The 11,260-nt window shown below is 73.8% G+C and carries 6 protein-coding genes; 5 read left to right on the forward strand and 1 reads right to left on the reverse strand.

Annotation, left to right across the window (positions count from 1 at the left end; translation table 11 throughout):
- Positions 1–39 precede the first annotated feature (39 nt).
- The gene (gene lgt, locus ABZS42_RS16170; protein ID WP_355145866.1) at positions 40–1,197 is read left to right on the forward strand and encodes a prolipoprotein diacylglyceryl transferase; all 1,158 of its coding nucleotides are present in this window, start codon (positions 40–42) and stop codon (positions 1,195–1,197) included.
- A gap of 16 nt (positions 1,198–1,213) precedes the next feature.
- The gene (locus ABZS42_RS16175; RefSeq protein WP_355145868.1) at positions 1,214–2,401 is read left to right on the forward strand and encodes an NAD(P)/FAD-dependent oxidoreductase; all 1,188 of its coding nucleotides are present in this window, start codon (positions 1,214–1,216) and stop codon (positions 2,399–2,401) included.
- Positions 2,402–2,444: 43 nt separating this feature from the next.
- Here the strand turns inward: ABZS42_RS16175 and ABZS42_RS16180 are convergent, their stop codons facing one another.
- Positions 2,445–3,290, reverse strand: coding sequence for a GNAT family N-acetyltransferase (locus ABZS42_RS16180; protein WP_355145870.1), 846 nt, complete (start codon positions 3,288–3,290; stop codon positions 2,445–2,447).
- 146 nt (positions 3,291–3,436) lie between these two features.
- On the opposite strand from ABZS42_RS16180, the gene gltB reads away from it, so the two are divergent.
- From gltB to ABZS42_RS16195, 3 genes are all read left to right on the forward strand, one after another.
- The gene (gene gltB, locus ABZS42_RS16185) at positions 3,437–8,143 is read left to right on the forward strand and encodes a glutamate synthase large subunit (protein WP_355145872.1); all 4,707 of its coding nucleotides are present in this window, start codon (positions 3,437–3,439) and stop codon (positions 8,141–8,143) included.
- Entirely contained in the window at positions 8,136–9,644 is a 1,509-nt protein-coding gene (locus ABZS42_RS16190; protein ID WP_355145874.1) for a glutamate synthase subunit beta, read from the forward strand. The genes gltB and ABZS42_RS16190 overlap by 8 nt, the downstream gene beginning before the upstream one ends.
- 188 nt (positions 9,645–9,832) lie before the next feature.
- The coding region (locus ABZS42_RS16195) for an MFS transporter (protein ID WP_355145876.1) at positions 9,833–11,260 on the forward strand (1,428 nt) is incomplete at its 3' end.

An 11,260-nucleotide genomic window follows, 5' to 3' on the forward strand; every position in this document is an offset into this window, starting at 1 on the left:
GTGCCACTTGAGGGCCTCACAGCGGTACCGTGTGCAACCGTGACCCTCGCCTCGTTGTCCCCCCAGGCTGCCCTGCCCAGCCCGACGACCGCCGTCTGGCAGCTCGGGCCGTTGCCGGTGCGGGCGTACGCGCTCTGCATCATCGTCGGCATCCTGGTGGCCTGCCTGGTGACCGAGTACCGGTTGCGCCGGCGTGGGGTGGCGCCGGGTGCGGTGCTGGACATCGCGGTCTGGGCCGTCCCGGCCGGCATCATCGGCGCCCGGGTCTACCACGTGATCACCTCGCCTGAGAAATACTTCGGCGCCGGTGGCGACCCGATGAAGGCGTTCGCCATCTGGGAGGGCGGCCTGGGCATCTGGGGCGCCGTGGCCGGTGGCGCGATCGGCGCGTGGATCGCCGCTCGGCAGTTGGGCATCCCGCTGACGGTGGTGGCCGACGCCCTCGCCCCGGGTCTGCCCCTCGCGCAGGCGATCGGCCGATTCGGCAACTGGTTCAACAACGAACTGTTCGGCGGCCGCACCACCCTGCCCTGGGGCTTGGAGGTCCACCGGATGGACCCGGACAATCCCGGGCACGCGCTGCGTGACGACACCGGCCAGCCGATTCTCGAACCGGGCCTCTACCACCCGACGTTCGCCTACGAGGCGCTCTGGAACATCGGGGTGGCGGCGCTGGTGTTCCTGCTCGACCGTAAGCTCCGCCTCGGCCGGGGCCGGGCGTTCGCGCTCTACGTGATGGGCTACACCGCCGGCCGGTTCTGGATCGAGATGATGCGCACCGACGAGGCGAACACCATCTTCGGCGTCCGGCTCAACGTCTGGACCGCGGGGCTGGTCTTCCTCGGGGCGCTGATCTACTTCGTGCGGGTCCGGGGTCCCCGCGAGTACATGATCCCGCTGACCGCCACCGCCGTCCCCGCCGCGCCGACCGGGTCCGACGTCTCCCAGGTCGACCTCTCGGCCCGCGAGGCCGCGCCACGGCCCGCTGCGCCCGACGGCTACCGCGTGGTCACCGAGGAACAGTTCCGGGCCTACCAGGAGACCGGTGCGGTCCCCGCCGAACCGGCGGTCGGCGACCAGGCCGACGCGGACCGGGCCACCGTCGACGAAGAACCGCGCCGCGACGACGCCGAGCCGCCCCGCGAGGACGACCGGGCCGGCGCGAACGGCCCCGGCCCGGCCGACCGCGAGAGCTGACGGAGGAGAGCGACCCATGCGTAGCGCGGTGGTGGTCGGCGCCGGCATCGGCGGCCTGTCGGTCGCCGGCGCGCTGGCCCGATCCGGCTGGCAGGTCACCCTGCTGGAGCGGTCCGACCGGGTACGCCCCGAGCCGACCGCGGTGGTGCTCTGGCCCAACGGGGTGCGCGCGCTGCTGGCGCTCGGCCTCGGCGCGGGGCTCGACGCGATCGCCACCCCGCTGCCCGACGGCGGTATCCGTCGCCCCGACGGGCACTGGCTGGTGCAGCCGCAGGCTCTGCCGGCCGATCGGATGCCGGTCGTGGTGCACCGGGAGGACCTGCACGACGCCTTGATCGCCGGGCTCGGCGACCGGGTCGAGCTGCGTACCGGCGTGACGGTGCGGACCGTACGCGCCGAATCGGGGGAGCGGCCGGCGGTGGGGGACGGCCGGCAGAGCTTCGAGGCCGACCTGGTGGTCGCCGCCGACGGCGCCGACAGCCCGATCCGCCAGCGGCTCGCACCCGCCGCGAAGGTGGTCAGCTCCGGCTCGGCGGCGTGGCGCGCGGTCATCCCCTGGTACCGGGCGCCCCAACTACCCACCGGCCAGCGCGTCGGCGGCGAGGTGCTCGGCGCGGGCTACCGCTTCGTCTCCGCCTCGCTCGGCGACCGGGGGTCGTCGGGCGGCTCCACCCGGGGCGGCATCTACTGGGTGGCCACCGCGGCCGGCGCGGCCCGCCCCGAGCCGCCGGAGACCCAGCTCGCGCTGCTGCGCCGCTGGTACGCCGGCTGGCCCTCCCCGATCGGGGAACTGCTCGAGGCCACCGACCCGGCCGACCTCGTCCAGCACGAGATCCGCGAGCTGCGCCCGCTGCCGCGCGCGTACGGCTTCCCGGCCGGCCCGGGGGGCGTGGTGCTCCTCGGTGACGCCGCGCACGCCATGCCGCCGCACCTCGGCCGGGGCGCCTGCCTCGCGTTCGAGGACGCGGCCACCCTCGCCGGGTTGCTGCGGGAGTCGACGTTGCCGGACGCCGTCGCCGCGTACGACCGGGTGCGCCGGCCCCGTGCGGCCGCTATGGTCCGGCAGACCCGTCGGATGTCGGCGGTGCTCCAGGCCCGGGGGCGGCTGGCGCTGCGCGCCCGGGACGCGGCACTGGGCACGCTGACGCCACGGCTGATCAACACTGCTGCCGCCACCGCGGCGCAGTGGCGTCCCCCGGCCTGACCGACCCGTCCCGGCCCACCGGGTCCGACCGGCGTCGTCCGGGTCAGGAGATCAGCGCGGCGGGTTCGGCTATGCAGGCGGTGCCGACGCGGCGGAAACCGACACGTAGGTAGACCCGGGCGATCTCCTCGCTGCCCGCGGAGAGGAACACCACGTCGGTGCCGGCCGCGAGCAGTTCGCGAGCGAGCGCCGCGGTGACCGCCGCGCCCAGCCCGCGACGGCGGGCGGCGGGCAGGACACCCACCCCGGCGATCTCGGCGACGTCGTCCACCCGCATGGCCATCCCGCTGGCCACCGTCCCCTCGGCAGAGGCGCCGGCCAGCACGGTGAGCCGCCGGCCGTCCGCGATGCGGGCGCGCTCCTCGTCGAGCGCGGCGTTCTCCAGTTGGCTGACGGCCGCGTCCCGCTGCGCCGGTCCGGCCTCTCCCCGGGCCGTGCCGCCGTACGCGAACGCCACCGCGGCGACGGCCCGCCGGGCGGCCACGGCGGCGGCGAAATCGGGCGCGTCCGGTTCGAGCACCCGCACCGGTACGTCGCCGAGCGTCGCCGGGTCGGGCAGCGCCTGCGGGTCGAGCACCATCAGGGGCGCCTCCAGCACGGACAACCCTGCCGAGCGGGCCACCGGCAGGAACTCCGGCGTGGTCTCGTGCACCCACTCGAACGCCTCGGGCAGGCCCAGTTCCCGCTGCCGTTCCCGGACCGTATTGACGTCGGCCAGTGACGGCGGGGCGGACGCGCCGAGCCGGGGGCGGGCGTAGAACGGGAATCCGACCCCGTCGCGGACGAAGAGCACCAGAGCGCCGTGCTCCTCGACACGAGCCGCGTCACGGGGCACCGAGTCGTAGAAGTGTTCGAGCCGGTCGAAGAGGCCCTTGTGCGCAGGATCCACCGCGCGAGACTACCTGTCCCAGACTCTGGAAGGTGTGATCAATCTGGACTGGCCTTGCGCCTCGCGCCCTAACGTAGACTCAATAGACCCACGCGGGCCGACGTCGTCCCCACCATGATCCACCCTGAGTGACGACAGGAGGCCCGGTGGCCCTTCCGTACCCGCAGCAGCCGGTCCCGACGCGAGGCCCCGGGGGGCCCACGGCCGGGCTGTACGACCCCGCGTTCGAGCACGACGCCTGCGGCGTGGCCTTCGTGGCCGACCTGCACGGCCGGCGCTCGCACACGGTCGTCGCGAACGGTCTCGCCGCGTTGTGCCGGCTCGATCACCGGGGCGCGCGCGGCGCCGAGCCGAACACCGGCGACGGCGCGGGCATCATGATCCAGGTGCCGGACGCGTTCCTGCGTGCCGTGGTGGACTTCCCGCTGCCACCGACCGGCGACTACGCCACGGGCCTGGTCTTCCTGCCCGACAACGACGCGGCCGAAGCCCTCGCCCGTCGTGTCGTCGAGAAGTACGCCCTGGTCGAAGGGGCCGAGGTGCTCGGCTGGCGGGATGTGCCGGTGGACCCGACCGGGCTCGGCGAGACGGCCCTCGCCGCGATGCCCCGGATCCGGCAGCTCTTCCTGGCCGCCCGCCGGCTCACCGACACACCGGCCGGGCCGGCCGGCTCGCGCCTGCACGGCGTCGAGCTGGACCGGGTGGCGTTCTGTCTGCGCAAGCAGGCCGAGCGGGAGACCGCCGAGCGGGGCGTGCCGGCGTACTTCCCGTCGCTGTCGGCGCGCACGATGGTCTGGAAGGGCATGCTCACTCCCGACCAGCTGCCGGCGTTCTATCCCGAGCTGACCGACGAGCGGCTGGCGAGCGCGATCGCGCTCGTGCACTCCCGGTTCTCCACCAACACGTTCCCGTCCTGGCCGCTGGCGCACCCGTACAGGTTCATCGCCCACAACGGCGAGATCAACACCATCCGCGGCAACCGGAACTGGATGCAGGCGCGTGAGGCTCTGCTGCGCAGCCCGGACCTGCCCGGAAACATTCGGCGGATCTTCCCGGTCTGCACTCCGGGCGCCTCCGACTCGGCGAACTTCGACGAGGTCCTCGAGCTGCTGCACCTCGCGGGCCGGAGCCTGCCGCACGCGGTGCTCATGATGATCCCCGAGGCGTGGGAGAACGACCCGGGCATGCGCTCGGACAAGCGCGAGTTCTACCGCTTCCACGCCAGCCTGATGGAACCGTGGGACGGGCCCGCCTCGGTCGCCTTCACCGACGGCGAGATCGTCGGCGCGGTGCTGGACCGCAACGGGCTGCGTCCGGGGCGCTGGTGGCGTACCGACGACGGGCTCGTGGTGCTCGGCAGCGAGGCGGGCGTGCTCGACCTCGATCCGGCCCGGGTGGTCGCGAAGGGACGGCTCCAGCCCGGGAAGATGTTCCTCGTCGACACCGCCGCCGGGCGGATCGTGCACGACGACGAGATCAAGGCCGAGTTGGCCGCCGCGCGGCCGTACGGCGAGTGGCTGCACGCCGGGCTCATCGAGCTGACCGACCTGCCGGCCCGCGAGCACATCGTCTACACCCACGACTCGGTACGCCGCCGCCAGCAGACCTTCGGCTACACCGAGGAGGAGCTGAAGATCCTGCTCGCCCCGATGGCGCGTACCGGGGCGGAGCCGATCGGCTCGATGGGCACGGACACTCCGATCGCGCCGCTGTCCACCCGGCCGCGGCTGCTCTACGACTACTTCCACCAGCTCTTCGCGCAGGTCACCAACCCGCCGCTGGACGCCATCCGGGAGGAACTGGTCACCAGCCTCAGCTCCCGGATCGGGCCGGAGGGGAACCTGCTCGACCCGGGTCCGGCCAGCTGCCGGCAGATCGTGCTGCCGTACCCGGTGATCGACAACGACGAGCTGGCCAAGATCCTCTCCATCGACGAGGACGGCGACCTGCCCGGCTTCAAAGCCGTCCGGGTCTCCGGGCTCTATCGCATCCGGGAGGGCGCGGCCGGGATCAAGGCACGGCTGACCGAGATCTGCCGGCACGTCTCCGAGGCGATCGAGGACGGCGTACGGATCCTCGTCCTGTCCGACCGCGACTCCAACGCCGACCTGGCCCCGATCCCGTCGCTGCTGCTGACCGCGGCGGTGCACCAGCACCTCGTCCGGGAGCAGACCCGTACCCAGGTGGCGCTGGTCGTGGAGTCCGGCGACTGCCGCGAGGTGCACCACGCGGCGGTGCTCATCGGCTACGGCGCGGCGGCGGTCAACCCGTACCTGGCGTTCGAGTCGGTGGAGGACATGATCTCCACGCGGGCGCTGGTCGGGGTGGATCCGGCCACCGCGGTCCGCAACTACGTCAAGGCGCTCGGCAAGGGCGTCCTCAAGATCATGTCGAAGATGGGCATCTCGACGGTCTCGTCGTACTGCGGCGCGCAGGTCTTCGAGGCGCTCGGGCTGGACACCCGCCTGGTCGAGCGCTACTTCCGGGGTACGCCCAGCAAGATCGGCGGCATCGGGCTGGCCGGTATCCACGCCGAGGTCGCCGCCCGCCACGCCCTCGCCTGGCCGGCGGCCGGCGCCCCCGCCTCCGAGCGGCTGGAGGTCGGCGGCGAGTACCAGTGGCGCCGCGAGGGCGAGCTGCACCTGTTCAACCCCGAGACGGTCTTCCTGCTGCAGCACGCCACCCGCAGCCGCCAGTACGACATCTTCAAGCGGTACACCGCGAAGGTGGACGCGCTGGCGGCCGAGTCGGGCTCACTGCGTGGCCTGTTCGCGCTGCGCGCCGACGTGCGCCCGCCGGTGTCCCTGGACGAGGTGGAACCGGCCACCGAGATCGTGAAGCGTTTCGCCACGGGCGCGATGTCGTACGGCTCGATCTCGGCGGAGGCGCACGAGACGCTGGCCGTCGCCATGAACCGGCTCGGCGGCAGGTCCAACACCGGCGAGGGCGGCGAGGACGCCGAACGGCTGCACGACCCGGCCCGCCGTTCGGCGGTGAAGCAGATCGCCAGCGGCCGGTTCGGGGTGACCACCGAGTACCTGGTGAACGCCGACGACCTCCAGATCAAGATGGCCCAGGGGGCGAAGCCCGGCGAGGGTGGGCAGCTGCCGGGCAACAAGGTCTGGCCGTGGATCGCCCGCACCCGGCACGCCACCCCCGGCGTCGGCCTGATCTCCCCGCCGCCGCACCACGACATCTACTCCATCGAGGACCTCGCCCAGCTGGTGCACGACCTGAAGTCCGTCAACCCGGCGGCCCGGGTGCACGTCAAGCTGGTCAGTGAGGTGGGCGTCGGCACCGTGGCGGCGGGGGTGGCGAAGCTCAAGGCGGACGTCATCCTGATCTCCGGCCACGACGGCGGCACCGGCGCGTCACCGCTGAACTCGCTGAAGCACGCCGGTACGCCGTGGGAGCTGGGGCTCGCCGAGGCGCAGCAGACGCTGCTGCTGAACAACCTCCGCGACCGGGTCACCGTCCAGGTCGACGGGCAGCTCAAGACCGGCCGGGACGTGCTGATCGCGGCGCTGCTCGGCGCCGAGGAGTTCGGTTTCGCCACCGCCCCGCTGATCGTCGCGGGTTGCGTGATGATGCGGGTCTGCCACCTGGACACCTGCCCGGTGGGCATCGCCACCCAGAACCCGGTGCTGCGGGAGCGGTTCACCGGCACACCCGAGTTCGTGGAGAACTTCTTCCTCTTCCTCGCCGAGGAGGTCCGCGGCTACCTCGCCGAGCTGGGCTTCCGTTCGATCGACGAGGCGATCGGGCACAGCGAGCTGCTCGACGTGGTTCCGGCGATCGAGCACTGGAAGGCGCAGGGGCTCGACCTCGCGCCGGTGCTGCACCTGCCCGAGCTGCCGGCGGACGCGGCCCGCCGCGGCGTACGCGCGCAGGATCACGGCCTGGACCGGGCGCTGGACAACGAGCTGATCAGGCTCGCCGAGCCGGCGTTGCGGGACGGCACACCGGTCCGCGTCGAACTCGCCATCCGCAACGACCACCGCAGCGTGGGCGCGATGCTGGGTGGGGAGGTGGTGCGTCGTCGTGGTGGCGCCGGGCTGCCCGACGACACCGTGGAGGTCGCGCTGCGCGGCACCGCCGGGCAGTCCTTCGGCGCGTTCCTGCCGCGTGGGGTGACCCTGCGTTTGAACGGCGACGCCAACGACTACGTCGGCAAGGGGCTCTCCGGCGGCCGGATCATCGTCCGTCCCGATCCGGCCGCTCCGTTCGTGGACCCGGACGCCGCGGCCGGGCAGCGGGCCGAGGACCAGATCGTCGCGGGCAACACCATCCTGTACGGCGCCACCGGCGGTGAGCTGTTCCTGCGTGGCCGGGTGGGGGAGCGTTTCGCGGTGCGCAACTCCGGTGCGGTGGCCGTCGTCGAGGGTGTCGGCGACCACGGCTGCGAGTACATGACCGGCGGGACGGTGGTCGTGCTCGGCCCGACCGGACGCAACTTCGCCGCTGGCATGTCCGGTGGCACCGCGTTCGTCCACCGGCTCGACCGAGCCCAGGTCAACACCGAGATGGTCGACCTCACGCCGTTGCGCGAGGAGGAGCAGGCCGTGCTGCACGAGCTGGTGCAGCGGCACTTCGCCGAGACCGACTCGGCGGTCGCCGCCGAGCTGCTCAAGCGCTGGCCGGATGCGGTGGCGGAGTTCGTCGCCGTGGTGCCCCGGGACTACCGCCGGGTGCTGGAGATCATGCAGGCCGCCGAAGCCGCCGGCCGTGACGTCGACGACGCGGTGATGAGCGCGCTGGCGGCGTCGACCGCTGCGGCGGCGCATCCCGCGCCCTCGTCCATGCCGGTGCCGCCCGCGCCGCGGGCGGCCGCCCAGGAGGTGGCTCGTGCCTGACCCGAACGGTTTCCTGCGCTATCCGCGGCGGATGCCGGCCCGCCGGCCGGTGCCGGTGCGGATCTCCGACTGGCGCGAGGTGTACCCGCCGGCCGGTGAGGAGCTGATCCGCGAGCAGGCCACCCGCTGCATGGACTGCGGCATCCCCTTCTGCCACGACGGCTGCCCGCTGGGCAACCGTATCCCGGACTGGAACGACCTGGTCCGTACCGGCAACTGGGACGCCGCGGTGGCGTCGCTGCACGCCACCAACAACTTCCCCGAGTTCACCGGCCGGCTCTGCCCGGCACCGTGCGAGGCCGCCTGCGTGCTCGGTATCGGCGGGGGTGACCCGGTGACGATCAAGCAGGTCGAGGTGGAGATCGCCGACGCGGCGGTGGCCCGGGACGGGCTGCGGCCGCGACCGGCGGCGCAGGCGACCGGCCGTTCGGTGGCCGTGGTCGGCTCCGGCCCTGCCGGGCTCGCCGCCGCGCAGCAGCTCGCGCGCGCCGGGCACGCCGTCACGGTGTACGAGCGTGACGACGCGCTCGGCGGTCTGCTCCGGTACGGCATCCCGGACTTCAAGCTGGAGAAGCGGCACATCGACCGACGGCTGGCGCAGCTCACCGCGGAGGGCGTGGAGTTCCGTACCGGCGTCGACGTCGGGGTGGACGTGACCGCCGAACAGCTGCGGGAGCGGCACGACGCGGTGCTCCTGGCCTGCGGCGCGCTGGCCGGCCGGGACGTCCCGGAGACTCCGGGGCGGGAGCTTCGCGGCGTACACCAGGCCATGGAGCATCTGGTCGCGTCGAACCGGGTGGTCGCGGCGGCCGGCGACGGCCTGCCGGCGAAGGCGGTGCTGCCCGACGGTACGCCGATCGACGCCGCCGGCAAGCACATCGTGATCATCGGTGGTGGCGACACGGCCGCGGACTGCCTCGGGGTGGCCCACCGGCAGGGTGCGGCCGGTGTGCACCAGCTCGACCTGTACCCGCAGCCGCCGCTGGCCCGCGACGAGGATCGTGATCCGTGGCCGACCTGGCCGTGGATCCTGCGCAGCTATCCGGCGCACGAGGAGGGCGGCGAGCGGGTCTTCGCGGTCGCGGTTCGGGAGTTCGTCGACGACGGCACCGGGCAGGTACGGGCCGTCCGGGTCGCCGAGGTCACCGTGGAGAAGCGGGACGGCCGGCGCATCGTCAGCCCGGTGCCCGGCACCGAGCGGGAGTTGCCCGCCGACCTGGTGCTGCTGGCGATCGGCTTCGAGGGCACCGAGGAGCAGCCGCTGCTGGCCCAGTTCGGGGTGCGCCGCAACGCGCGGGGCGCCGTGGACGCGCGGCCGGACTGGCAGACCGACGCCGACGGGGTCTTCGTCGCAGGTGACATGCACCGGGGCGCCTCGCTGATCGTCTGGGCGATCGCCGAGGGGCGGGCGGCGGCCGGGGCCGTGCACGCGTACCTCGGTGGCGGCGGGACGCTGCCGGCTCCGGTCGACCCGGCCGCCCAACCGCTCGCGGCCCGCTGAGGCAGGGGTTCGCCCACCTCAGCCGCCACATCGGCCCCGGCACCGCCCCGGTTCCTCGTGGACCGGGGCGGGCCGCGTGAACCCGCTCACGAAGACGGGCAAATCGGGCTAACCGTCGTCACACTTGGCGACGGCCGATCGCGTGTGTCCCGGCCTGTCATGCCCCTGTCTGGTCGGGAGGTTGTGCCGTGGCGTTTGGTGCCACGTTCGCCGCGTTGCGTCACCGGAACTACCGGATCTGGGCCATCGCCGGGTTCGTGTCGGTGATCGGCACCTGGATGCAGGTGCTCGGAGTCAACTGGTACGTGCTGGCGCGTACCGGCTCGGCGACCTCCATGGGCCTCGCCATCCTCCTCCAGGCCATCCCCACGCTGCTGCTCAGCGTCTGGGGCGGCGCTCTGGCCGACCGGCTGCCGGCGAAACCGCTGCTGATCGGAGCGCAGGGGGCGCACGCGGCGCTGGCGGCGAGCCTGGCCTTCGTCGCCCTGACCGGCACCGGCGGGCTGCCGGCGATCTACGCGATCTCGCTCGCCGCCGGCGCGGTCTCGGCGATCGAGGGTCCGGCGATGGGCCGGTGGTCCTCCACGCTGGTGGACCGGGAGAGCCTCGGAAACGCCCTCGCGCTCGGCTCGCTCACCAACTCTGCCGGCCGCATCCTCGGCATGAGCGGCGGCGCCGTCGTGGTCGCCGCCATCGGCCCCGCGCTGCTGTTCGTGATCAACGCCGTGAGCTTCGTCGCGGTGGTGGCGGCCCTGTTCCTGGTACGCGAGCGCGAGCGGCACGTCGCCGAACCGGCACCCGAGCCGGGGCGTACGGACGGCGGCATCCGGGCCGGGTTCCGCTACCTGCTCGGCCAGCCGGTGGTGCTCGTCGCGCTCGCCCTGTCGTTCGTGCTCGGCAGCCTCGGCCGCAACTACCAGGTGACCATGGCCGCGATGAGCGACGGACCGCTGGGCGGCGGCGCCGGCGGTTACGGCTTCCTCTCCACCGTCTTCGCCGTGGGCACCGTGCTCGGCGCGCTCGTCGCCGCGCGAAGCCGCAGCCTGGGCTACGGAGTCCTGGTCGGCGCGGGACTGCTCACGAGCGGGTTGCAGATCGTCGCCGGGCTCGCGCCGGGCACCATGAGCTTCGCCGCGGTGATCCTGCCGATCGCCGCCGCCGCGGTGATCATCGACACCACCGTCGGCACCCGGGCCCAACTCGACACCGACTACCTGATGCGCGGGCGGGTGCTGGCCGCGCTGGCGGTCACCGGCTCGGTCTCCTCGGCCGTCGGCGCACCGCTGCTCGGCTGGCTCTCCGAGCACGCCGGCCCCCGGCAGACCCTGGTGCTGGCCGGCTCCCTCGCGGCCGTCGGCACCCTCGCCGCCGGTGCGGTCCTGGACGGTCTCCGGGGCCGGGTGATGCGGGGTCGGGTGGCCGGGGCGCTGGCCGGACCCGCGGTGCGGCGTCCGATGCGCCGGGTCGCCTGGACGGCCGCCCGTGTCGTACGCCCCGCGTCGACCCTGGCCCGCGCGGTGCGGCCCGTCTTCCCGGCCCCGCGCCCGGCCGGTGCCGTCGGCGCCCCCCGCCCGCCCCCCCCCCCCCCCCCCGCCCCCCCGGGGCCCCGCCCCGGC

The sequence above is a fragment of the Micromonospora sp. NPDC005367 genome, from assembly GCF_040606825.1.
Lineage (GTDB): Bacteria > Actinomycetota > Actinomycetes > Mycobacteriales > Micromonosporaceae > Micromonospora.

Coding starts and splice junctions, on each gene's coding strand:
- ABZS42_RS16175 (WP_355145868.1), top strand. CDS start 1,214: ATGCGTAGCGCGGTGGTGGTCGGCGCCGGCATCGGCGGCCTGTCGGTC.